At 35.3% G+C, this 25431-nt stretch carries 13 protein-coding genes; all 13 read right to left on the bottom strand.

Features of this window, described 5'->3' with window-relative positions:
* Nucleotides 1-37: 37 nt before the first annotated feature.
* The 13 genes from ACRASX_RS10110 to ACRASX_RS10050 all read right to left on the bottom strand — a co-directional run bounded on the left by ACRASX_RS10110 (nt 38) and on the right by ACRASX_RS10050 (nt 25419).
* Nucleotides 38-1567 (bottom strand): hypothetical protein, encoded by a 1530-nt coding sequence (locus tag ACRASX_RS10110; RefSeq protein ID WP_432221124.1) that lies wholly within the window; start codon nt 1565-1567, stop codon nt 38-40.
* A gap of 25 nt (nt 1568-1592) precedes the next feature.
* Complete coding sequence (locus ACRASX_RS10105; RefSeq protein WP_432221123.1) at nt 1593-2744, bottom strand: glycan-binding surface protein; 1152 nt, start codon at nt 2742-2744, stop codon at nt 1593-1595.
* 22 nt (nt 2745-2766) lie between these two features.
* Nucleotides 2767-4452, bottom strand: coding sequence for a RagB/SusD family nutrient uptake outer membrane protein (locus tag ACRASX_RS10100; RefSeq protein WP_432221122.1), 1686 nt, complete (start codon nt 4450-4452; stop codon nt 2767-2769).
* 10 nt (nt 4453-4462) lie between these two features.
* The gene (locus ACRASX_RS10095; RefSeq protein WP_432221121.1) at nt 4463-7618 is read right to left on the bottom strand and encodes a SusC/RagA family TonB-linked outer membrane protein; all 3156 of its coding nucleotides are present in this window, start codon (nt 7616-7618) and stop codon (nt 4463-4465) included.
* Nucleotides 7619-8411: 793 nt separating this feature from the next.
* Nucleotides 8412-9857, bottom strand: a complete 1446-nt coding sequence (locus ACRASX_RS10090; protein ID WP_432221120.1) for a family 43 glycosylhydrolase — start codon at nt 9855-9857, stop codon at nt 8412-8414.
* Between the two features lie 52 nt (nt 9858-9909).
* Nucleotides 9910-12210, bottom strand: a complete 2301-nt coding sequence (locus ACRASX_RS10085; protein WP_432221119.1) for a GH92 family glycosyl hydrolase — start codon at nt 12208-12210, stop codon at nt 9910-9912.
* A 48-nt stretch (nt 12211-12258) separates the two neighbouring features.
* On the bottom strand, nt 12259-14040 hold the full coding sequence (locus tag ACRASX_RS10080; protein WP_432221118.1) for a metallophosphoesterase: 1782 nt from the start codon (nt 14038-14040) through the stop codon (nt 12259-12261).
* Nucleotides 14041-14452: 412 nt separating this feature from the next.
* Nucleotides 14453-15817 (bottom strand): glycosyl hydrolase, encoded by a 1365-nt coding sequence (locus ACRASX_RS10075; RefSeq protein WP_432221117.1) that lies wholly within the window; start codon nt 15815-15817, stop codon nt 14453-14455.
* Nucleotides 15818-15885: 68 nt separating this feature from the next.
* Nucleotides 15886-17466: a glycoside hydrolase family 28 protein gene (locus ACRASX_RS10070; protein ID WP_432221116.1), complete on the bottom strand. Its 1581-nt coding sequence runs from the start codon at nt 17464-17466 to the stop codon at nt 15886-15888.
* A gap of 40 nt (nt 17467-17506) precedes the next feature.
* Nucleotides 17507-19312, bottom strand: coding sequence for a glycoside hydrolase family 2 protein (locus ACRASX_RS10065; protein WP_432221115.1), 1806 nt, complete (start codon nt 19310-19312; stop codon nt 17507-17509).
* Between the two features lie 34 nt (nt 19313-19346).
* Complete coding sequence (locus ACRASX_RS10060; protein ID WP_432221114.1) at nt 19347-20678, bottom strand: glycoside hydrolase 5 family protein; 1332 nt, start codon at nt 20676-20678, stop codon at nt 19347-19349.
* A gap of 94 nt (nt 20679-20772) precedes the next feature.
* A complete protein-coding gene (locus ACRASX_RS10055; protein ID WP_432221113.1) occupies nt 20773-23559 on the bottom strand; it encodes a TIM-barrel domain-containing protein in 2787 nt (928 codons plus the stop codon).
* 315 nt (nt 23560-23874) lie between these two features.
* A complete protein-coding gene (locus ACRASX_RS10050) occupies nt 23875-25419 on the bottom strand; it encodes a RagB/SusD family nutrient uptake outer membrane protein (RefSeq protein WP_432221112.1) in 1545 nt (514 codons plus the stop codon).
* Nucleotides 25420-25431: the final 12 nt, after the last annotated feature.

The raw sequence follows: 25431 nt of genomic DNA, 5'->3' as shown, positions 1-25431 counted from the left end.
TGCTTTTCTTCTTCATGTATTTTTATTAAATAATTAATTATCTCAAACCTACTTTATCAATGATGATATAGCCCGAATCATTTTGAAAAGCTAAGTCATTGATTTCATTTGGTTTTGGAAGGTCTTTAAGACTTGATAACGGAATAACAAACTCTGTCCACTGTCCTGTTTTAATTGTAACGGATGTTATGCCCCATTTTTCGTTAATCATGACACTTAATTTACCATCACTTGCGAGTCCTTCTCCTCCATAAATAGAAAACACCAGTTCAGTCATTCCTTCGGTTGAAACTTTACCACCACCAAAACGCAAACCATCTTTAGCGAAATTTTTACGGAGCGATTTTGAGCCTTCTTTAACTTCTGTAGTATATAGAATTGCTTTTTCGTTCCAGCTCCAGTCTCCGAATCCGTTTTTGTACGCATCATCAAAAATGACACGCGCTAAAGGAATATCAGTTAAACCCGCAATTTCAATTTTGGTGGTCGTTTCAATCAAAAAGCCATTGATCGTTTTTAATTTAATCGCGCCATTAAAAGAACCTTCTGGGACTTTTAATACAATTTTAGTGGCCGATTGGCTTACAAAAACTGTAGTCGGAGCAGCAGCTCCAGGAATAATTACTTCTTTCACCAAGTCCAAATCTGTTCCTGTGAGTGTCCACTCTGCTCCTACACTAATCGCTTGCGGTGCTGCCTTAGTAATTACAGGCAAAATAATTTTGACTGTTTGTACTGTTTCTGTAGCAACGCCAGAAAATGCTGTAATTTTAAGTGTACCATCTTTTGCCATAACGGGTACTTTTACCACAATTTTAGTAGCAGACTGACTCTCGAAAGCAGCACTTGCGTCACTGTTTGCAAACTGTATGCTTTTTACTAAATTTAAATCGGTTCCCAAAATGGTTAACATTTCCGTATGCTTAACTGCTTCTGGACTTAGCGAAGTTACCATTGGAAGTGTTATTTTTATATCACTTTCAGATTTAAACATGTACGATTCTGTACCTCCACCAATAATTTGAATCGGTCCTGTTCTTGCATCCGAAGGTACTGTTACAACCAACTGATTCATCGTTTTACTGACAAATTCGATAACTTCAATACCATCTGCAAAAACTATGGATTTTACCCAATTCAAATATTCTCCGGTAATTGTAATGTTTTCACCCGGTTTTGCTTGGGGTGTGATAGTGCTTATCATGAAAGGCACATCAAAACTTATAATTGTTTTAGATACAATTTCTCCTCCATCATAAACTAAAATGGCTTTGCCTTCTACAGTTTCGATCGGAATGATCAATTCAATTTTCTCACTGCTTTGTCTTATAAAATTAGCTTTGGCAACCTCAGCACCTTCTAATTTTATCGAAGTTACACGATCAAGATTATGACCTATAAATTCGATTTTCGCACCATGCAATTGACCCGATGGTCCAAAACTTAAAAGTGTTACTTCATCACTTGTTGCATTAGAATCATCACTGCTGCAAGAAGCAAAAAAGACTACAGTCATGAGTAAAACCACTACCATAAATAGGGTACTATTTTTATTTAATTTTTTCATGTTTCTTTATTTTAGATAAAATTAATTAGTTCAAATTCAAGTTTTTTGGTACTACTCTAAAATTATCAAAAGACATATCTGCATCTAATGAACCCTTACCGTGAACTAATAAGCGAACAAAATATCCTTGTGCACTTACCTTTGGCGTTATTTTCTTTAAAACCTCATCAAAAGAAATGACAACTGTTTCCCATTTACCTTTAGTATCAAAAGGAGGGTTCCAAAAGTACGCAAGATTATCAGCAACGATGCCGTCTGCCATGGCAACCTGCAGTTTAATACCATTGTTGTTAAACGGTTTCTGAGTGTTAATTTCAAATTTCAAATAATAATCTTCCGGATGTAAAATCGCCGCATCAGGAATCGCTTTACCTTCGGCACCAAAATCTTGTGGAGAACCTTCGGCAAAAGGAGTCCATTGAAAATCTCCAATCGCCTTGTTGATGCGAATGTAGTTTCCGTTAATTGCTACTGGAGCATCAGAACCCGGAGTAGTTACCACGTATTCTGCGCCGCTATATCCCTTAAAAGGATCGCTACTAACAAAAATATTACGATTGTCACGGAACCAGAAATCTGAAATTGTAGAACCAAAATTGCTAGTAACCGTTATTGGTCCAGGCATCGCTCCTGCAGGAACTTCTACATTTAAAATTTTCTCATCTTCAATACTAGTTAGGTTAACCGATACGCCTCCTGTAAAAGTAACCGTAAGAGGTGCATAAAAGTAATCTCCTTTTATAGTAGCAATTTTACCCACCTGAACGTATTCGCTCAACATTTCTTTTAGATATGGTTTGCCAATATCTACTTTAAAATTGTAGGTATAAACGCCTCCAAATTTATCTACCAATCTAATTTCGTTATTAATTTCGGTCGGAATTTTATTTGGTACGTTGGTAATAATTGAATTATTGCTCACCAAAGTAGGCTTAAGATAAGATTGTCGGTTGTTAAACCAAACTTCGACTGTGTTTGCCAAATTTCCTCCTATTAAAGCTAATAATTGTCCTTGTCCTGCTGATGCAATTAAGGAATCAGAAGAAACTGGATCTGTTACACGTACATAACTAATGTAAGGCGATCTGCTTACTGCAGCTTCTTCAGACGAACACGAAACCATGGTGGCCGTAAGAATAACTAAAAAAGCGATTGTTGTTTTTATTATATTTTTCATACTTACTTTTTTTAGATTGGAATTATTTTCCAGCATAATAATCTACTGGCTGTTTGCGTAAATTAGGCGCTTGGCTCAACTCAGTTGCTGGAATAGGAATTAAGAAGTTACCCGCATTGGCTGGATAATTACGTACCGTTTCATAAGAAGTTTTTGTAAACGTCCATGAATTAGGATCTGGAATTCGGTCTGGTGTAATATAAAAAGCTGCTCTATCTTGATTACTAATAATATCATACGCTTTTTGAGGATTGTAATAGTGCAGACGAACTAAGTCATACCACGATTGTCCTTCCATTGAAAACTCGATAATTCTTTCGTCAAATATTTTTTGCCAGGTTAATGGATCTGTAACTGCATTTAATCCCGCTCTGGTGTGCACCATATTAAAATAAGACATCGCTTTTGCATCGGACGTGCTCGTTTGATTACCTAATGCAGCCTCTGCATACAACAAGTACATTTCGGCAAAACGCAACATGTACGTATTTATCTCGTAACTTTGATATGCTGCTAAGCCATCATTGTCTTGGGTTTTACCCACTACATATTTCTTAATAGAGGCGTAACTAATTTTATCTCCTGAGTTATACGGAAATCGCAATTCTTGATCTCCCGTTTCTAAAGTCTGGGTTATTTCTGGATAATGAGCTCCCGGCAGCATATAACTTGCTTTTAGACGTTGATCAATAGTACGCCCTTTCATAATGCTTGGTTCTCCTGAAACTTTCTCAATGCCTTCATATTTGCTAAGCATCCACCAACTCGCTGTAAAATCTCCTCCAAAACCATCTCCATTTGCAATCGAAGGACTGTAGGCTAGATCTGAAACAGTTGTATTGGTACTTGAACTCCATTTTCCTGTAAATACCCATTGCAACGCAAAAAGTGATTCAGAATTATTTTCATTTTTAGTTAAAAATAAATCAGCATATTTAGGCTGTAACTTGGCACCACTTTGGTTGATTACGCGATCTGCATAGTATTTAGTTGAATCTAAAAACACTTGATTGCGCGAACCTTCTGTCTTACCAATTCCCGCTCTAGTTAAATAGGTTCTGGCTAACATTCCTTCGGCAGCCCATTTACTTACTCTTCCTTTTTGTAGTCCAGCTTCTGGTAAATCTTCGGCTGCGGCACGCAGGTCTTTGGTTATAAATTTCCATACACTTTCTGATGTATTACGAACTTGAGTAGTGTCTCCAACCAAAGTAAAATTATTGGTAATAATAGGTACTGCACCGTAATTCATCGTCAACATACTATAAGCTGCAGCTCTCATAAATCGTGCTTCAGCAACGGTTTGCTTAATTAAAGTAGGATTAACATCTGGTCCGGCATATTTTTGAACGTTAACAATAAATGTATTACTTTGAGCAATTACGTTAAAAAAGGCCTTCCAAGTATCGTAATTCACTTGTGTATTGGCAGTTGTATTAAAACGAACCATGTCTTTGTGGTTGTACAATGACACTGCTGACCCACCTCTAAAATCTCCTAGACTCCATGATGCATTTGAGTTGTACTGAAACCAAACTTGGTTGTACAATAACGCCGAACCAGCTAAAACTTGCTGATCTGTTTTGTAGAAATTCGCATCCACCGGTACATCCAACGGAGGTCTTTCTAAAAAGTCATCGGTACAACTTGTAAGTGCAAGTAAAAACAGACTGGATACTGTAAAACAAATTTTATATATATTTTTCATCTCGCTATTTTTAAAAGTTAAGTCCTAAGTTAAATGAGTACATCGGTGTTATTGGATAGCGTCCATAATCAAAACCGATTGGTTGAGATCCTTGATATGATGCGTTTCCTACGTACGAACCAACTTCAGGATCGTAACCGCTGTATTTGGTAAAAGTGGCAATATTTTGTACGCCTACTCCAACTCTAAACCCTTGAATAATTTTTAAATCTTTTAATATTTTTGATCCAAAATCGTAATTCAAAGAAATATTTTTAAGTCGGATATATGAACCGTCTTCTACCCATTTACTAGTTTGCCTGTTGTAGTTACCATTTAAAGAATTTGAAATTCGAGCTACATTTGTTCCTGGATTTGCCAAAATTGGATTTCCGGCGCCATCGTCTATAACCTTTGCATAATCCAACGCATCAACAAGTAAATTTCTTCCAATATTGATGTTGTTTGGATTTGAGTTAACCAGTTTCGAATAATTGTACACATCGTTACCGTAAGAACCCGTTAATAAAATTCCTAACGTAAATCCTTTATATGTAAAAGTATTTGTCATACCTCCAAATAATTTTGGGTACGGATTACCAATAAAGGTTTGATCTCTTTCATCAATTATACCATCTGGCACTCCATCTGGTCCGCTAATATCTCTATATTTCACATCGCCAACCCAGATTCCTTTTTCTTTTTCAACCGCCAATTCATCTCCTTTATTATCAACAGGCAAAGCACTATTGTTAATTTCATCAAGTGATTGAAACAAACCTTCTTCTATATAACCATAAAATTGCCAAGGCGTTCCTCCCACAACTGAGCGCTGTGTCCATTCTCCGAACTCACGATTAAAACGATCCACAATTGCTGATTTAGTATAGAATTTTTTAATTTTTGCATCAAAATGCGAAATATTAAAATTGGTGGACCAAGAGAACTCACTATTTTTAATATTAATTGTGTTTAAAGCAATGCTCCAACCTTTATTAGACAATGCTCCAATATTAACCGTTGGCGGACTCATTCTACCAGCACCATCAACACCGTAATACAATGGCAATGGTAAATCCATAATTAAATTATCCGTTTGTTTGTCAAAGTAATCTGCTTCTAGCGTGATTCTATTATTAAACAAACCAATATTAATACCGATATTATTCGTAGTTGTTTCTTCCCATTTTAAGTTAGGATTTGCATATTTACCCGGTAAAAATCCAGTTCCCCAAGAAGTTGGCCCACTGTTCAATGCTCCATAAATAACTCCTCCTGGACCATTGCTTCCTGTCACACCGGTTTCGAAACGAAACTTAAGCTCACTGATCGCTTTTACATCAAAAAATGATTCTTCGGTAACTCTCCATGCCGCTGACGCTGACGGAAAATAACCCCATTTATTTTCTGGACCAAAGTTTGAAGATCCATCGGCTCTTATAGCTCCTTGAATAAAATATTTGTTTTTGTAATTGTAACTAGCACTTCCTAAATACGATTCTAACGACCAGTCATTTTGACCACCGTTTGCAATAGATGTTTTCACATCTCCTACATTTAAATCAATAATATCAATCGGAAAATCTTGTCTAATTCCTTCCAAATTTTTCCAGGCGCCACTTTGTGCTTCATGACCAAAAATAGCCGTTACATTATGGTCACCAAAACTTTTATCGTAATTTAAAAACTGATCAAATTTCCAGTACGTCGAATTATTTTCGACTTTAGTCAATTGCGAATTAATTCGTTCGCTTACGCCAAATTTATATTTAGGCAAAAAATAAGTTCCACTACCGTAATTAATGTTGGTATTCATTGACGTCTTAAAAGCAAGACCTTCTATGATGTCTATTTTTAAATTTAAACCTCCAAGAAATTGTCTATTCAACGTTTCGTTGGTGTTTAAATTTGCCATAGCAATTGGGTTAGGGGCACTGTATCTTTCTGGAGACGTAGGATCTGTGCTTCCTCCGCCATACGTTCCGTCGAAATTTTTAACTGGAATATTAGGACTCAATCGTGTTGCATTTCTAATTACCGATTCTGAAGAAGCAGATTGCTCATTTAGCGTTTGGTTAAAACTCACATTAGCTCCTAAACTTAACCAGTCATTTGCTTTATTGTCTAAATTTAAGCGCATTGCATAACGGTCGAAATTAGACCCTTGCGAGATACCTTCTTGCTTAAAGTATTCACCAGACAAGTAATAGGTTGTATTTTCGCTACCTCCACTTATGTTCATTTCGTGTTTCGTCAATGGTGCCAAGCGATACAACTCTTTTTGCCAATCGGTACCGTCACCTAAAATTGAAGGATCCAAAAATTCTAGAGGTATTTTTCCTCCAGCAATATCGTGGTACTCGCCTACAATTTGCGCGTACTGTCTTAAGTTCATTACATTAATATTTTTTGGAGGAGCTTGTAAAGAATACGTATAATTGTATCCTATTTTTACTTTTCCTGCTTTACCTCTTTTAGTAGTAATAACAATTACACCATTCGTTCCTCTAGAACCGTACAAAGCAGTTGCAGATGGTCCTTGCAAGATATTCATCGTCTCAATATCTGCCGGATTTAAACCAGACAAAGGACTTAAAGAAATCGCTCTTCCTCCAGAAAATTCTTGTACAGCTATTTGAACTCCATCAATTACATATAAAGGCTGATTGGATCCGTTAAGCGAACTAATACCTCTAATATTTACTGAAATAGCTCCACCGGGCTCTCCAGAATTTTGAGTTACTAATACACCAGCCGCTCTACCTTGTATGGCTTGCTCTACCGTGGTATTTATTGTTTCGCTTATTCCTTTAGCCGAAATTGTAGATTGTGCACTGGTCAAGTCCGTTTTTCGAACTTTAGTATAACCCGTAACTACAATTTCTTGAAGTGATTCTGATTCAGAGGTTAATGCAACATTTAATGTTTTATCATCAGCAACCGTAACTTTTTTGGTCTTGTAACCAATATAAGAAAAAGAGAGAACCGATGATTTGGTTGCAGTAATAGAAAATCCTCCATTAAAGTCGGTCATGACTGCTTCTCTGCTTCCGTCTAGACGAATATTAACGCCCGGAAGTGGTTCTCCAGAAAGGTCATCTGTAACTGTACCAGATATTTGCTGCTGGGCAAACGCTGCTGGGACAAGTAAAAGCCAAAATAGGCTGGTAAATAAAAATTTTTTCATAAGGTTTGGTTTTTTATTAGTCATTTCGTTTTGTGGAAAATTTTAAAATCCACCTAACGATTAAAGTAGATTAGTAGCAACATTGAGCGCTGATTTACTATTCTCTTTTCCGTTTGTTTTGGTTAGTTTTCTTTCATTAATTGGTTTTTGAGTTTGGTATTAATTATTTGTTAAAACTACAGCATAAACATATTTACCTATAGTACTATTTTGTCATTCTCTTATCTAAAACTATAACCTTGCACAAAAAAAACGTACCGTTTTAAAAAAGAGGTAAAAAATAGAGTTGTAAAGTAATTTGCCGGCCTTAAAAGTTTAATTGATTTTTTTTATGGGTAATAAAAAAATTTGCATAAATTATTAAATAATTAAAAATAGCGTCTCTTTAAAAAGTAATAGCGACGTATTATAAATTCGCTTAAAAAAAGTATACTAAAACTAAAATCTTCTTATTTGAACTTTAATTTATAATACTATTTTATCAACTTTAAATTTTCTACTCATTGCTTCAAAATTTATAAATGAACATTTTTAAAAGACTTCGCAACGGATTTGCGCATTACTACCTGAAAAAAAATATTTTGAGATGAGGTATACTCAAAAAAAAGTACGGTTGCTTTTACGAAAAGCAACCGTACTATATTGTAAATAAAATTTAGATGGAATGATTTAATACTTTTAATAAGTATCCGTTTTTATGGATTTTGCTGTCGCAATAATTTTATTTATTTGCAGCAAACCACATAATTATAAATCGAGCTAAGTTCTAACAAATCTCAACTAAAATATTGCTTTAATACACTTTTATTTCCCAAATGCCCAACCGCTCGGCAGACTTATTATCTTTTAAATTGACGCGAAGAAACTTGGCTTTTGACTTTTTATCTATTACCATTGGGGAACCAATTTTGACATTAGTAATTTGATTGTCTACCATTTTCCAAGTTTTTCCATCATTCGACACTTCAATGGTGTAGCTGTACGGATATATTGGGTATTCAAAATAAATTTCGACTTTGCTAAAACTGATTTCTTTTCCAAAATCCAATGACACCCATGCTGCTTCTTTTTCTTTTGAAATCCAAAGTGTACCATTGTTTTCATCATTAACATAACTGGCTTTACATACTTCATCAAGGTCTGAAGAAGTTGCTACTTTTGCACCAAAGGCTAAATTTTTATTTTTATCTTGTACTGGTGGCAAAGTTCCTTTGTGTGTTGCAATTACATGCTGCATTTCGCCATCAGGAGTAATAATTAACTCATCTATTGAAACTTGTCTCAATTTTGCCGAAACATCATAGTTGTTTAAAGTATTAAAAGCGTGATAAACAATGTAATTTTTATCTTTATACTTAAACATGGTATGATGCCCAGTAGAAGTAATTCTTTTAGTTGCTTCGTTCCCAATCAAAAGTGGTCTAACCATTCCTTCGGTCCACGGTCCAAAAGGAGTTTTTCCTGTTGCATAACGAACTTGATACGTTTGATCCCATGTTTTTCCAAAAGAATACATAAAATAATACGTTCCATCTTTTTTAAGCATATAAGGTGCTTCAAAAAAATACGGAGGTGTTACATCTACTGGTTTGTCACTGAATGAAACCATGTCTTTATTTAATTTTACGGCAAGACATCTGCCCTCGATACTCATCCCTGAGTCCGAAGAACCCCAATACAAATAGGCTTGTCCATCATCATCAATAAAACATTCGGCATCAATTGTCTCCACATAATAAAATTCTTTATGTCTTATTAATGGCGTGTTATCCTTACGTCCATTTTTCCACGGTCCTAATGGATGATTGGCAACACCAACATATATTTCGCGACCAATGGTTATATACATATAGAATTTTCCGTCACCCCCTTTTACCACACTTGGTGCCCAAACACCATCTTGTTTACCTGTATCACTTTTAATTTCTTCACGTAAAGGCCAATTGAGATAAGAGCATGTCCAATTCTTTAAATCGGTAGAACTCCAAACTGCCATTTTAGTGATAGAATCCCATGATTTCATATCACTTGTCGCATACATATAAAAAATCCCATTGTCTTCAATTATTGTTGGATCAGCAAAATAACCCGCTAAAACAGGATTGGCATTTTTAGGAGCATTATAAGCAGAGTCTTTTACAACCCAATTTTGTAAGGTCGTATTGTTTGGATATTGACTGTATATTTTTGGAATACTCCAAAATAAAACAATCAAAATTAGAGCTGTTTTTTTAATCATAATAGTAGTTTTTTAAATTGTAAATCGATGAGAAATCATTGCTCAAACCTTATTATTTTTTTGGTAAAGGTCCGAGTTGAATGTGAAGTTCTCCACCTTTCACAACATCTTTGTGAAGCAATTGGAATCCTTCAAACTTTTTACCATTTAACGACATAGATTGAATATAATCATTCTCAGATTTGTTATTTACCGTTTTGATCGTAAAAGTGCCACCTGAATAATATTTTTTATCCAAATTAATTTTTATTTCGTCAAAAACTGGTGTACTAATATCATAATATGGTTTTACAGAAGCGCCACTTTTCATTTCGAAAATTCCCATCGAAAACAAGCAATATAAAGCACCCATTTGTCCTTCATCTTCTTCACCCAACCAAGCTGTATAGGGAGAAGTACTGTAATATTTATTGGCTACCATTCTAGAATATTTTTGTGTTAACCAAGGTTTTCCTGAATAATTGAATAAAAATGGAGCCTCTAAATTCGGTTGATTGGTCAAATCAACATAGCCTTTTTCAAAACCTTCTTCTAGACGACGATTGAATTCGTCTTTACCGATTAACTTTACAAGATTTGGCAAATCTTGAGGTACAAACCAAGTATATTGCCAAGCATTTCCTTCCATAAAACCTTTACCGTTCCATCCGCCTTCAGTTCCCATTGTAAGCGGATTTGAATCAGCATACCAAGTTCCGTCTTTATGCTTTCTTCTAATATATCCTATTTCTTTGTCAAAAATATTTTCATAATTTTTAGAACGATTCAAAAAGTATTTGGCATCTTTCTTTTTGTTCAATGCCGTGGCAAATTCAGACATACACCAATCATCAAAGGCATATTCCATAGTATGTGACGTAGTTCCTGTTTCTTCGGGAACGTACCCATATTCCATATATTCTTTCAAATAGATATTTCCAACAAATCCCCCACAAGGGTGTTTCTCGCCTGGAGTGGTATAATCATGTTTGATCATTTCGTAGACTTTGTTAGGATCAAACTCCGCAATTCCTTTTTGATACGCACTAATCAACAAAGAATTTTGATGCTGTGCCGCCATGACCAAAGCATATTCCAGTCCTACTGGTGACTGTGGAATCCAGCCTCCCACTCGTTGCAGTTCGATAAGCGAGTTGGCAAACGAGTTGGCATATTTTGGCGCTACTAATGTCCATAATGGTGTAAGGTTCCATTGAGTTCCCCACATTGCATCGCTGCTATAGACCGCATCAGCAGGTGCTTGTACTTTTTGCACTTTTTCGCACATGTCAACATATTCACCGTTTACATCGCTCATCAAATTTTTTCCTGTAAAGGAGCGATAGAAGTTGGTATAAAACTTTTCTACATCTTCTTCTTTTCCTTTTACTTCTACGTGACTCAAAAGATCATTCCAAACTTGTTTTGAGTTCGCTACTACCTTATCAAAATCATAGTTAAGCGCTCCTAGTTCCGTTTTTAAATTTAAACCAGCATTTTCTACACTTACAAACGAAAGTCCTGTCGAAGTAATCACTTGCTCGCCTTCGGCAGTTTCAAAATGCATAATAACACCACATTGTCCTTTTCCGTTAAAAGAAGTAACGTTTTTTTCTATTTTAGCTTTTCTTCTCCAATCGGTTCCGTAATTGGTTTGATCACCTGTATATTTGCCATATTGCCAACTGTCAATACTTTTTACGGGCTTACTAAATTGTGACTGAAAATGAACGATAGTTTCATCTGTATTTCCATTTTTAAAAGTGATAGAACCTTGAATAACAGTAGCGCTAACTTTAGAAAATTTAACATCAACAATTTCTGAAGATTCTTCTGTTGGAGGATTAAAATCTAATAATAATGCACTTTTATCCGATTTTGGAAACGTAGTACGAATCATTCCACAACGATCTGTCGCTGTCAATTCTACGGTAGATTTTGCATCCGTTAAATGCACCGAATAATATCCTGCACTTCCTTTTTCGCTTTCTTTCTCGTAACGAGAACGATATCCTGCGGTCCACATATGACCAAACGGTCCGTCTGGCGGCCCAGGAAATAATTTAGCGTATTCTTCTCCAAAATACAAATCACCTACAAAGGGCATATAACTTACCCCTGACAAACTGTATCCATGTAAATGACTAAAACCTGAAATACTATTTACCGAATATTCGTAACCCGCATTCCATACATTTCCTTGGTTGTCTGGACTCAATTTTACCATTCCGAAAGGCTGGCTCGGTCCTGGAAAAAGCATCCATCTTGAATTGGAAGTTCCTGCAAAAACATTCACGTAATCAGCTGGTTTTTTCTGTGCAGAAATAATACCTGTACTGAGAATGATAAGTAAGGATAAGACTATTTTTTTCATTTTTTAAAATTTAATTTTCAATATTATAAAGTGTGGTATTATATAGTTTTATTTATAAAAAGTACCTGAATTGTCAAACGTACTCTTGCTGTCCCACATTGGTCGCCACCAAATTACAGATGGTTTTGTGTTTTCAGGTCGATCATGATCCATAATACCAATGTTTACTCGAATACTATCTGCCGTAACAGCATCAATACTCTCTAATGGAATAGAAATTTCTAAAACTTCTCCCGCTGCACTTTTTGTAATGGCTGCTTTCAAACCTTTAATTTTTTTTGCTTCAGCATTCATCAGTGGAGTATTTATTTTATCTCCAGCAGCAAATTCCAATTGATAATATTCCTTTGCATTTGGTTTAGTATTTAAATGGACATAAAATTTATCTTGCAGCGCCTCTAATTTTTTTGTGTTGGATATGATAAGATTATCTTTAAATTGAACAATTACATAAAGATGTGTTTTATCTGTAACGACATTGAACGAAAATTGACCATCATCAGAATTCTTCCAATCCCAATCTTCTAATAAAAATTGTGGATTCGTTACATCTATTAAATCTTCTTTTTTCCAATCGGCTACTTTACCATCAATCGTAATTGGCGCAGTAGTATTTTTTAGTGGATGTTTCCAATCCATAAAAAGTCTTTTGGAAGCAGCCAAACTGATATTATTTCTTTCTTTTCTTTCAAATCCTGCTTTCAATTCTAAGTTGATCGGATTATTATTTATGTCAGCTACAGCAATCGGTTTGCCTGATGCACTTTTAGCATTAAATTGTATAATTTTATGTTGACCAGCAGCTATTTTTTCTAAAATAGTATTTGGTTCAAAAACAATACCTTCCTTTTCTGATAGTTCTCCCGAAATAATCATAGGACGTTTCATTTCATTTTTAACCAAAACATTTATTTTTGTTGCTGTAAAATTTTCTAATTCACTAATCACAGGCTCAATATTCAACCAATTGCCACGTCGCAAACTTTCGATATCCTCATAATCGGTTGGAAGAATTAGATTTTTATCATAAATACCATTCACATCAATAAGTGCAACTTCGGGTTCTTTGTCTTTGATGGTGACCCATGTAATGTGATCAAATTCGCCAACATCAGCACCACGTCTCCAGCTTCCGCCACCTGTCGTTGCCAATACATAATGATCCATACCATTTTTTACTTGATATTGGTAATTGTGATGATGTCCAGAAAAAACGGTGTATTTTCTACCAATAAGGGCCTTTTCTATAGATTCATAACCTGCTTGGTCTCCATACGACCAAAGCGGTCTATGCATGAATAATAAGGTCCATTTTACAGCCTGGTTGTCTTTCAAACTATTTACTACATAATCAATTTGCTGGTCGCTTATCCCTCCATTTTTTATCTCATCGGTATTCAAAGAAATAAAAAGTACATTTTTATAAACGAAGGAATAATAATCCTTGCCATGACGTTTTCTCCAAACATCCGTTAGCAATTCGTTACTGACATCATGATTTCCCGGAACGTAATAAAAAGGCATATCCAAACGATTGACCATACTATCAAACTCATCCCACTGCGCATTCCAAATTTTTGGGTCTTCGGTATAACCGTCAATTAAATCGCCAACAGAAATTACAAACTCCGGTTGCATCAAATTGAGTTTATCAATGGCTTTATCAAAAATGTCGGCTTCCATTCCGCCAGTTCGATCACTTACAATGGCAAAACGCAAAATACTGTCACTATTATTTATTTCCTTTTTAGTTACTTGTATTTGAGCATTGGCTCTATTGAGAGCTAAGCTTAAAGAGATGATGAAAAATATTTTTACTATTATTTTCATTTTTTTTTAAATTTTAAAATTACTAGGCGGCAATTCTATTTTTTGAAACACCATTCCACAATTACTTCTTAATGGGTTTTCTATCATGTGCTCCATTCCAGTCGGTTGCAAAGTTGGTTGAATACAGCAAAAAAATCATGTATGCATCGTTAACATGATACTGTTTCAATAAATTGCAATCCTCTTAGATTTTTTGAATTTTGAATGGTAAACCTATCGGTACTTTTGAATTCAAACAAATGAATTTTATTTTTCAATAAGGAGTCTTAAATCTTTATTTTTCTGCGCAATCGATTGACTAAAAAAAGAAAGCAGTAGAAGACTACAGAGAATATCTTTAAATGATTTTACTACTATTTATTTCTAAGAAAATCTAAATGTTTTGAGATGCAATTGGCTCTCCAAATAAACTTTAAGGTTTTTTATATTGATTGAATGCTGCTTTAAAATTAGGCAACATAATTGTCTGCTTCTTATCGACATAATTAATAAAATCCTTTCCTGCAGCCGAGGTTTTATAAATGGGAATAAAGTATCCATCATCGGGATCCAAAGCTTTTCTATCTCTATTATTACTCCAATTTTGCCAAATTACAACCAAAGCTACATGAACGTTCTTGTCAGATATCCAAGAGGACAAATAATCATTGTAATAATTAATGGTTGGTTGTCTCTCATCTTCTTCAGAGGGAAGGCCTCGATTTCCCGCTTCTGTAATAGCTGCTATTTTATCATGTTCCTTGGCAAGTAATGATAACCCTTGCAATTTTATTCTGCACCGATCTAAACTTTCTAAAGGATTGTCTTTACTGGTATACAAATCCATTCCGTACATATCTATCAAAGCCAAATCAGTTCGATTTTTTGGTAAATAAGTGTTAAATTCGTCCTTATACCTGTCGGCGATTTCATTCTCATTCTTCGCATTTTCGTGACTTACATGATCTAATTTATCGGTTGAAAATGCGATCAATATCCCAGGAAGTTCTTGTTTTAAATACCGCGCCGTTTCAACAAAAACTTTCATTAATGCTTCTTTACCGTTCAGTGGTTGATCGCCTTGCAGATATTTAAGTCCCCACCAAAACCAATCGCCATCTGCTTCATGAAAAGGTCTAAAAATAATTCCCGATCCATCTGCAGATATGCATTTTAATCGCTCTGCCATTGGTTTAAGTCTTTGTGTTTCATACGCCGTCCACCATTTATCTTTCGATTCAAAGCCATTGGCAATATGATAAAAAGGCTGTTCTTTCTTCATTAATTCAATGTGCGGATTGTTATTAAACTCATCCATGCGATAGGCTCTTTCCTTATAACTAGGTAATAATACAGGTTGCATGTGCCAATTGAATGCTAGTAATCCGCCATTATCTCTATAGATTTTTAGTGCCTTTACACTGCCTTTTACTTCTTCCATCCGATTCGGACCATCAGTAACATCTAAAATTAATTTGAACGCATCATACCCCATAATAGCCGGAAGTTGCCCCGTAATTTCTTTCACATCTGATTTTTGATCTGCAATCGTGTTTCCTATTTCGGTGCTATTCTTTAGTTCCCAGTCTTTATCACCGCCAACACCCATCATAATTGTGCTTTCGTGTCCAAATAAATGTTTACCGTCTTCAGAATATTGTAGGTTTTTTAAATAATGAGCAAGGGTTTGACTCTCATTAACTTTTGCTTTCGAAGAGGATAATTCAGCAGTCTTACAACCTTGAAAAATCAGCATTGCAAAGACGAAAAATAATACAGTGGTCTTTTTTATAAACACAATTCTAAAATTATAAATGTTGTAAACTATTTAAAATGGAAAGAAAATACTTTTAAGAAGAGGTGCAATTACAATTCCATTTTTACAGAATTTGCATCATTATCCATTTCTATGTTTTTTGAATTATTTAAAATTATCTCTTTCTTGTTCGACTTAGGCAACTCCATCAGATGCATTTTTAAACCATCGACATCATCAAAGATAAAAGCAGGACGAAAATCAGGATTTTCTAATTTAAGAGTAACATTTTTGAATGCTAGGCCTCTTGCATGACGTACATAAAAAGCCCATGCTGGCAATTCGCCAAACATATCAAACTCAGGATAATTTTTTATTTTTTCAGGAACCTGTTCTAAACGACTAAGTGATACGTAAGCCATTCCTTTCGAAGCTCTTCCGGGATGCGTTACTTGAAGATTTTCTATCACCACATTTTCAACATAATGCTCTGGAATACCTGTAATAGAAGCCGGAAAAGGATTGTGAAAATAAGGAACTTCTGGACCTCGTAAATCATAATCAATGTCGGGACGTCCAAACGGAACTTCGACTTTCATGTCTTTAATTAGCACATTTTTAATACTTCCTGGTTTGTCCCCACCACGGTGTCCTAGGCGAATAAATATGGCATTTCCCGTATTCTTTGCCGTAATATTTTGCACTTTGATATTCTCGATAATTCCGCCATCCACAGATTCAATAGCGATCGCAGAACGAAAAGTGTCAAAAATTTGAATATTCTCGATGGTAACATTTTTAAAACCGCCATAAGATGCCGTTCCAAATTTTATGGCGCTGGCACTTGATCGAATGGTACAATTGGCAATGTAAATATTATCGTTTGCATAACCTGGATAATAAGATTTTAGACAAATTCCATCATCTGCAGAATCCACCTCACAATTGGTTATTTTGACATTGGTACAGTCGGTAATATCCATACCGTCGTTGTTCCAATACGCACGATTTGTTAATTTAATTTTATCAATTATTAAATCATCACAAAGCTCAAAAGAAAGTCCCCAACTGGCACTGCTCTGGATGTTTAAACCTTCAATTTTTACTTGATTGCATTGTGAAAAACGAAACAATTTGGGACGAACCGTTTCATTGGGACGCATGACTTGATAGCCATAATTGGGATCGATTTTAATACCTGCATGGTGCAAACTATCAATATTTAAGGCCAGTGCGCGCCCTTGACCGTCGATTGTTCCTTTTCCATAAATTTTAATATTGTTTGCTTTGCTTGCCAATAGCAAAGCGAGTTGCGAATTATCGTCGTTTTTGGGTGAATGTGGTCTTCCTTTGCTGTCCATCGCCATGTATTGATTTGGATCAGTACTCCCTAGCAAGACTGCTCCTTCAGAAAAGTACAAATCAACATTACTTTTCATCTCAATACTTCCACTTAAAAAATTCCCTTTTGGAAAAACAACTGTTCCGCCCGACTTAACGTTATTTGCGGCATTGATCGCGCGTTGAATTGCTTTGGTATTTAAGGTCTTTCCGTCAGAAATAGCACCATATTTTAAAATATTAAATTCTTTTTTGGCTGGCGGCTCACTATTAAAATTGCTAGCCGTAGCATTTGAAAATGAAAATACCATTGCCAAAATTGTAAACAGTATTATTTTAATACAATTCATACTTATTATTTTAAAAATTAAAAAGATCTTCTACAAACAGTTACTGTTTTAAAACACCAATTACCTCTTTGTTAATCTTTTGTACTTCTGGAAAATTCATTTTATCAATTTTTCGATCGTACGTCATAAATCCGTTCACTTCACCTTCCACATCTGTTGTTTGTGTGTATACGGCTGCAGAAAAACCTGCTTTAACCATTTTCTTTAATTCATTTGCATATTTTACATACTCATCGGTCGTCTCTTTTGAACTTTTAAATTGAATGTAACCCCAATTTTTATCGGTATTCCATAAATGACCTTCAATTGCATAGCCAATTCCGCCATATTCTCCCAAAACAGTAGCGCGATCTGCATCATACATTCCTAAACTAGGTCCGGGATAATTGTGCAAGTCTAACATATCTCCTGTTCTGTAATGATTTCCTCCACTTGCAGGATTTACCAATCTACTCGGATCGTATGCTTTGGTCCAATCAGCGATTTCTTCGGTTTTAAATTGTCCCCAAGCTTCGTTAAACGGCACCCAAACTGCAATGCTTGGATACGAATACAGATAGTCCATAATCTCCTTCCATTCTTTTCTATAGATCGCCTCCGACTCTGCCGAACGTTGAAACTCAGAACCATTAAAATAACCTCTTCCTTGCCAATTCGTTTGTCCATCACCGCTCGGCATATCTTGCCAAACCAAAATTCCTAATTCATCACAATGCGTATACCAGCGTGCCGGCTCCACTTTTATATGTTTGCGAATCATATTAAATCCAAGCTCTTTTGTTTTTATAATATCATATTTTAGAGCCTCATCTGAAGGTGCTGTATACAATCCGTCAGGCCACCAACCTTGATCTAAAGGACCAAACTGAAAATAATCTTGGTTATTTAATTGCAAACGCACAATACCATTTGAGTCTCTTTTGGTCGAAATTTTTCGCATGGCAAAATAACTTTTTACTTCATCAGAAACTTTTCCATTACTAATTAATTTGATAGTGGTTTGATATAAATAAGGTGATTCTGGAGACCATAATTTAGCATTCGGTATTGCAATATCTACAAATTCTGTAGCCACCACTTTTGCAGTCGCAATCACTTTGCCTTTTTCTAAAACAGTTACTTCAATGATATCACCATATGAAGCATTCACTACATCTGCCGAAATTTTTAAAGTATTCGAATCAATATTAGGAATGCTTTTAATAGATTCTATGTGTTTTTCTGCCACTGGTTCTAACCAAACCGTTTGCCAAATTCCGGTTACAGGAGTGTACCAAATACTTTCTGGTTTTGTAGCTTGCTTTCCTCTTGGTTGCGGGCCTTCAGTTGTTGGATCCCAAACTTTTACCGTAATTTTTTGATCTCCTTTGTTTAAAAAAGGCGTAATATTAAATGAAAAAGGTGTAAATCCTCCCGTGTGAGTTCCTACTTTAATATCATTTATCCAAATTTCAGTCTTCCAGTCTACAGCGCCAAAGTGCAATAAAACATCTTTGCCATTCCAGTTATTGGGTACAGAGAACGTAGTATTATACCATAATTCTTTTTTATAACCCACTTCTTTCATTACTCCAGATAAACTTGACTCGACCGCAAATGGCACCAAAATCTTAGCTGAAAATTGAGTCGGTACTTCACCTACATTCGTAATTGCGTAATCCCATAAACCATTTAAATTTTTCCATTCTGTACGCGCCATGTTAGGTCTTGGATATTCTTGTAAAACTTTTGTAGGATCAATTTTCACACCCCAGTCCGTTTTAATTTTATCGCCAGCCGGTTTCCATTGTGCTACGACAGGCAACAGTACAAAAAGTGCTAAAAATGTAAAGAGCTGTTTGGTCATGGTAAATAATTTAATATTTTGGTTTGTATTAGCTTTATTTCTGATCTGATTTTCTAGATAATTCTTGAATCTCTTTTGCGCTTTTATTAATTAGCTCTATGGTGCTTTTGTCTGTATTATAAATAGAATTTAATCCTTGCGCTTCACTGTATGGATCTGCAGTAAAGGAAATATCTCCTTTTTTCCACATATAGTCCTTTTGTTGACCACGACCTTCTCCGCCCCATCCCCAAAAGTTAAGACCTCCAAGAGTTCCATTATTTTTTACAGAATTTTTTAAAAGGTCCAGCACAAATGTGTAGTATTCATCTCTTGCAGTAGTTGGACTATCAGGCGAAAATTTCTCACCGTCTCTCACAAAACCAAATTCTTCCATAACAATTGGTTTATTTAGTTTTTTTGCAAGTGCCAAATGTTCATCAAAGTAGGCAACTGTTTTTTTCTTCGCATTCTCCATATCTGGTGCTTCTGCTTTGTACCAAGCCCAGTTTTTTGGCCACATGTGAAAAGTGACGTAATCGATGTTTTTACCACTGTGCGCTCGATAGGTAAACTCTAAACTATTTAATGTTCCTTGACTTCCTTCACTACCAGTTGAGACCAATTGCTTAGGTGCCATTGACTTGATATAAGCTGCTGTTCCATCAACCCATTTGGTAAAAATTTTCATTTTTCCCTCAGGATCGCCATCAACAGAAGGACGTGGTTCATTTGCCAATTGCCATGACATAATTGCAGGATCGTTGTTGTACATTTTTTTTGAAAAAGTATTGGTACGATTTACGATCATTTTAATGTACTTTCTGTAAATATCTTGTGCTTCTTGCAACTCATAAAATTTACCTGCTTCTTTTAAATAATCATTCCAAGTTTCGTTTTTATTTACCGAAGGGTCAATAACAGGCGTTTTATTAATCCACGAAACATATTGCCCCATTCCGCCAGACCAATCCCAGTTGTTATTTAAAACCATCACGGCGTGCATATCTCGCTTGCCCATTTCATCAAGTAAAAAATCAAGACCTTCTAACAGCTTTTCATTATAGGTTCCGTTTTTATATTGGAAAGGCGGACTTAAAGGAAGTCCATAATCCGATTCTTCAGAAGCTGCAACGACACGTAAATTGGTTATTCCATTCTTTTTTAATTGATCTAATTCTCGAATTAAACGCGGTCTATTTCCATAATCAGTATCAGCTCCTAAATAGGCACCAAACCAAAAATTAGCACCCACAAAATGATGGGTTTTACCGTCAATTGTAAAATTAGTATCTTTTACTTTTACAAATTCTTGTTGCGATTGACAGGTCAAGAACAACGAACAAAACGTTATTAGTAAAGTGCTTTTAATTACTCTTATTTTCATAGTGAAGTATTTATAATTTTTATGATTGTGATGAAATTTTATGCTGAAGGTTTAAGCTTAACCACAACTTTCAGTCAAAAATTATTTCAGTAGGTTATTTTTTAATTTGAATCTCTTCTCCTAAATAGGTTACTTTTTTGTCAATTTTTGAACTCACTAAACTTCCTTTTCCATTCGTTTCATTTACAAAAACAATATTGAAAGTTCTTTGTTTTAGCATTCCGTCAAATGAACCAATTCGTTTAGCAATAGTCAAGGTTTGAGTAGTTTCATTCCACTGAAACGGAATCGAACTTGATTTTCCTTTTAAATAATTGTTGTTGGTATTTTCATCTTCATACAAAGAAAACGAACCGTCTGCACCAGTGTACACTCGAAGTTCAATTGTATCTGCTGGTTTTTCTAAAGCATATTGTACATCAGGACCAAACGGAACGATAGAACCTGCTTTTAGGTACAAAGGCATTTCATTTAATGGAGCAACCGTGCTAATTGTTTGTCCACCATCAAAGGTTTTTCCTGTCCAGAAATCAACCCATTTGGTTTCTTTCGGTAAGTAAACATCTCTTTTAGTTGCTTTATAATCGGTAACTGGGCAAGCCATAAACGAAGGTCCAAACATGTACTGGTCCTTAATATCATGTACTTTTGTGTCATTTGCAAAATCCATTACCAACGCACGCATCATGGTGTAATCGTGGGTATTAAGCATTCCATTTAACGTATAAATATAGGGCATCAAACGATAACGTAATTTATTAAACTTTAACTGTGTTTGATATGTATCTGATTTTTCATCTCCAAAAAACCATATTTCTCGCGGTGTATCGGAACCGTGAACTCTAAATATGGGACAAAATGCACTAAACTGATACCATCTTGTAAACAATTCGCGGTATTCTGGATTTTGATTTCCGCCTTTGTATTTTACCCAAAATCCGCCTGTATCGGTTGTCCAATACGGAATACCTGACATGGAGAAACTTAAACCAGCAGGAATTGACGCTTTTAAATTATTCCACTCTCCAGCTATATCTCCAGACCAAACAATTGTTGAATATTTTTGTTGACCAGCAAAAGATGAGCGCGTTAAAATAGCCAATCGCTTATCGGGGTCAACTTCCATCTGCCCTTCAAAAACACCTTTACTATGCTGTAAAGGAAAAGCGTTTAGATTTGCAAATCCAGGACCTTCGTAAGTCGGATTCATAAAATGCGCCATATTATCTGGTGTTGCATCATGATCTGGCATTTCTGGTTCAGCGGCATCCATCCACCAACCGTCTACACCTTTAGCATATAACTTTTCATTAAGCTGTTTCCAATACATTTTTCGAGCCTCAGGATTAAAAGCATCATAATATGAAAAATTGAATTGTAAAAAATCAACAAGCCCTTCTTCAAGTGGCTTAGGATATAAAAATCCGGCTTTATGTAATTCTCTGAAATTATCGCTATCTCGGTAAAATTTACCCCAGACAGAAATAATAAATTTAGTATTTAATTCTTTGTGCAAGGTATCGATCATTGCGGTTGGATTAGGAAAACGAGCTGGCTCGAAAGTCGCCGATCCCCATTGATGAGTTTTCCAATACTGCCAATCTTGTACAATAATGTCCAGCGGAACTTGTCTTTTTCGATATTCACGCACCACATTTAACACTTCATCTTGTGTTTTGTAGCGTTCTTTACTTTGCCAAAGGCCCATTGCCCATTTTGGTAAAAGTGTTGCTTTTCCAGTTAAAGTTCTGTAACCCGATATTAAGGTATCCATACTTTTACCCGCAATAACAAAATAATTAATTTCGTTACCCGAAGCCGACCATAAAGACGTTTCGGAAGTAGGATGAGGCTCTCTCCACTTTAATTGAAAAGAGTTGTTTTTATGAAAGCGCTCCCACTCGATTTCAATTTTATATTTTTTTCCTTTTTCTAATTGAATAAGTCCCATATCACGTGCGTTCGCATAAGGAGCCCAATTGTCTAAAACCAAAGAACCATTTACTTTTAATCTGAAGGTTCCATCTGCATAACTGTAAAACGCATGCTCACCCGATTTCTCAGCTACCAAATAACCAGAGTATCGTGCTGATTGTACGGGATTCTCTTTCTTAATTGCAAGTGTATTTGTTTTTGAATCTTCGGTATTTATTTTTTCTTTAAAGGCATTGTCACTATAAAAGACTACATCTAAACCGCCTTCTTTTTGATCTGAAGCCAATAAATTATTCGCAGGAATTGCTTTAATTTCATCTGGATCTCCAAACTTCGTGTGTGCATAATTATTCCATAATAAACCATATCCACTTGTTGACATAAAAAAAGGCATATATACTTCTGTATTATGCTGATACAAATCTAAATCGCGTCCTTTTAAATTTAACAATCGATCTTGATGCTGACCCAATCCATAAAGTGCTTCGTTGTCTGGTGACTCAAATTTTTGACTAACCGAATGTGTTTGAAATCCTTCAAAACTATTTGGTTCAATTTTCTTTCCACCAGTGGCTACTTCTTTAAGAATCGCTTTATTATTTTCGTCAAAAAAAGATACCGCAGCTGTGGCTTTATTTATTTTTGCTTTTATCTTTTTTGTTGCAATTGTAATTTCATCACTAGTCTCTGTTACATCAAATGCAGTTGGAGTAAAGGCATTGTCGTCTAGTATTAAGCTTTTTTTAGTATCAAACTTATCTGCAAGTGTATATTTTACTTGCATGATGTTTTCATTACAAACAACTATTTGTAATTGACCGTTTGCTGTTGGATAGGTAACGTAGTTTCCGTTTTTTTTGTAGGTGGTAATTTTTGAACAACTAAAAAAAACAAGCAACAAAGCAAAACTAGCAAATAAGACTTTTCTTTTGTAAATCGTAATCATGGAAGAGTTTTTTTGGTATTAATAAAATTTAAAAGCCAATTTATAACAGAATCACTACAAACAGGCAATTAGTAATTCGTAAAAATATAGTTTGATTTCGATTAAGCGTGGTACTATTTTATCAATCCCTAATGCTAAATTTTATTTTACATTAAAATCTTTGTCTTTATAAGAAAAATGGACCTGAAAACTTCTTTTAAAGTCGCGTCTACTCCATTTATAATCTCGTCTTCAGATAGGTACGAGACAAAAAAAAGGGATTGCCTACTGTTGACAACCCCTTTTTAGGAACTAACTTACTAAACAAACTTATCGTTAATAACCTGGATTTTGAACCAAGTTTGGATTTAAATCTAACTGCTCTTGCGGAATAGGCATTAAATCTTTTCCTGCAGGAATCGACACATTGTACTCTTCTTTTAAGTAACGCACTTGCTCGCCACTTCTTCTTAAAAGCCCCCAAAGTGAATATTCACCAGACAATTCATGACGGTATTCTGCAATAATTACATCGATCATATTACCAGTTGGTACTGCAGTAAGCCCTGCTCTTTTACGAATTTCTTTTACTATTGCCATTGCTTTAGCATCGTTACCTACTTTGTGATACGATTCTGCCAATCCTAATAAAACTTCTCCATATCGTAAGATGATAATATTGGCACCACTAAATATATTTGGACCTCCCCAACCATCTGTGTTTGGATTTCTCCATGTTTTTACGTTATAATATCCTTGTCTTCCTGGTAATCCGTCAGCACCAACCCACGGCTTAGCAACGGTACCAACGGTATTCATACCGCCATAATTAGATTTAATTTTAGGATAGTCGGAAATTTTTATTAATGGATCTGGGTGTGATTCTCCAGGTCCTATAACAGAAGCACTTTTTCTTAAATCTCCACCTTCAAATGAATCATAATATGCTTTTGAAGCACCTGCATAACCACCACCATTAATTTCGTTTGGCATACAAAATGACTGAATGTTAGATACATTATCATTACGTCCCCAACTTAAATCTCCACTTTCATCATACAATTGAATTTCAAATATTGATTCTTTTCCGTTTTTGTTTTTGTACGCAAAAATATCAAGAAAGTTTTGCTCTAATTGATAATGTCCATTCATGGCTTCAAAGGCTTCGATTGCTTTATCGTATTTCTTCAACCACATATAAGCACTTCCCATATAAGCATAAGCGGTTCCTTTGGTCACACGCCCTTTGTTGGCTGCATCATATTCCCAAGGCAATACTTTAACTGCTTCTTCCATGTCTAATACAATTTGAGCAAAAACCTCATCTTGTGTATTTCTTGGTGCAAAAGCATCTGTTTTTCCTCCAGCAGGTTCTAATACTAAAGGTATACCTCCAAAATTTGTAGCAGAAAGAGAATATAAAATTCCTCTAATTGCGTAGCATTCTCCTTTTAAGCGATTCCCTAATTCTGAGTCAATATTTCCTGCTTTAATGGCTGGATCAATATTGGCAAGTGCTGTATTTGCACGTCCGATTCCTCTGTAATTTTGAATCCACATCTTATTAAAAGCGCCAAAAGTCGTTGGTATCTCAAAAGTTTCAAAAAAGGTATCAGCACCAACGTTGATGTAATCTTGCGTTAAAAAGTTCGCTGGATAAAAGACTCCTTTTACAATATACTCGGATTGATCTGCTTGAAAAGTATCGTAAATACCGTTTACAACAGCGATAATTGTTTCTGGAGAACTGTATACTACTTTATCGGTAAGACCGTCTTTTTTTTCATCTTGGAGAAATTCGTCTGAACAACCCAACACGAAAATTGCAGACAGTGACGCAACCACCATCCCTATTTTATTTTTACTTATTTTAATTTTCATGATTTTAATTTT

The sequence above is a fragment of the Flavobacterium sp. TMP13 genome (assembly GCF_050847115.1).
Lineage (GTDB): Bacteria > Bacteroidota > Bacteroidia > Flavobacteriales > Flavobacteriaceae > Flavobacterium.
The sequence above is the reverse complement of the archived record's forward strand: the minus strand, read 5'-3'. Positions and strand labels throughout refer to the sequence as shown.

Bases quoted from the DNA above. Each gene is read 5' to 3' on its own strand.
- ACRASX_RS10095 (WP_432221121.1), bottom strand. From the start codon at position 7,618: ATGAAAAAATTTTTATTTACCAGCCTATTTTGGCTTTTACTTGTCCCA.
- ACRASX_RS10105 (WP_432221123.1), bottom strand. From the start codon at position 2,744: ATGAAAAATATAATAAAAACAACAATCGCTTTTTTAGTTATTCTTACG.
- ACRASX_RS10080 (WP_432221118.1), bottom strand. From the start codon at position 14,040: ATGAAAATAATAGTAAAAATATTTTTCATCATCTCTTTAAGCTTAGCT.
- ACRASX_RS10055 (WP_432221113.1), bottom strand. From the start codon at position 23,559: ATGATTACGATTTACAAAAGAAAAGTCTTATTTGCTAGTTTTGCTTTG.
- ACRASX_RS10090 (WP_432221120.1), bottom strand. From the start codon at position 9,857: ATGATTAAAAAAACAGCTCTAATTTTGATTGTTTTATTTTGGAGTATT.
- ACRASX_RS10065 (WP_432221115.1), bottom strand. From the start codon at position 19,312: ATGACCAAACAGCTCTTTACATTTTTAGCACTTTTTGTACTGTTGCCT.
- ACRASX_RS10060 (WP_432221114.1), bottom strand. From the start codon at position 20,678: ATGAAAATAAGAGTAATTAAAAGCACTTTACTAATAACGTTTTGTTCG.
- ACRASX_RS10050 (WP_432221112.1), bottom strand. From the start codon at position 25,419: ATGAAAATTAAAATAAGTAAAAATAAAATAGGGATGGTGGTTGCGTCA.
- ACRASX_RS10085 (WP_432221119.1), bottom strand. From the start codon at position 12,210: ATGAAAAAAATAGTCTTATCCTTACTTATCATTCTCAGTACAGGTATT.
- ACRASX_RS10110 (WP_432221124.1), bottom strand. From the start codon at position 1,567: ATGAAAAAATTAAATAAAAATAGTACCCTATTTATGGTAGTGGTTTTA.
- ACRASX_RS10070 (WP_432221116.1), bottom strand. From the start codon at position 17,466: ATGAATTGTATTAAAATAATACTGTTTACAATTTTGGCAATGGTATTT.
- ACRASX_RS10100 (WP_432221122.1), bottom strand. From the start codon at position 4,452: ATGAAAAATATATATAAAATTTGTTTTACAGTATCCAGTCTGTTTTTA.